The 656-nt window shown below is 73.9% G+C and carries 1 protein-coding gene; it reads left to right on the forward strand.

Translation table 11 applies throughout. The annotated features are described in order from the left end of the window. Nucleotides 1-656 (forward strand): Bug family tripartite tricarboxylate transporter substrate binding protein (locus tag AC066S_RS39030; protein WP_478271935.1); only part of this gene is annotated, 656 nt, incomplete at both ends.

A 656-nucleotide genomic window follows, 5' to 3' on the forward strand; every position in this document is an offset into this window, starting at 1 on the left:
GACGTGCGCTCTCTTTTGGTGCCTCCGCCGCGCTGGCTGCGGCGGCCGGCCTTCCCGCACGCGCCTTCGCGCAGGGCGCAGTCGCGGCCTGGCCCGGCTCGCGGCCCCTGCGCATCGTGGTCGCCTATCCGGCGGGCGGCGTGAGCGACGTCGTCGCCCGCGCGCTCGCCGACCGCCTCTCCACGCAGCTGGGTTCGCCCGTGATCGTGGAGAACAAGGCCGGCGCGGGCGGCGCCATCGCCATGGACATGGTCGCCAAGGCGCCGGCGGACGGCTACACGCTCGGCTTCTCGTCGGTGAGCCCGCTGGTGCTGAGCCCGCATCTGGGCCGGCTGCCGTACGACCCGGTGCGCGACATCGCGCCGGTCGCCAGCGTGATGGTGTCCCCGGTGCTGCTGCTGGCCACGCCGGCCTGCACCGCGCGGGATTTCCCCGCACTGGTCGCGCAGGCCAAGGCCCGGCCCGGCGACATCCGCTGGGCCACCTCGGGGCTGGCGTCGCTCGGCCACATCATGCTGGAGCAGATCATGCTGGGCACGCAGGCGAAGATCACGCACGTGCCCTACAAGGGCGGCGGCCAGCAGCTCACCGATGCGCTCAGCGGCCAGTTCGAGGTGCTGTCCACGAACGCGGGCCCCGCCGTCGCGCAGCAGATC

This window comes from Bradyrhizobium sp. CFUWI (genome assembly GCF_056429085.1).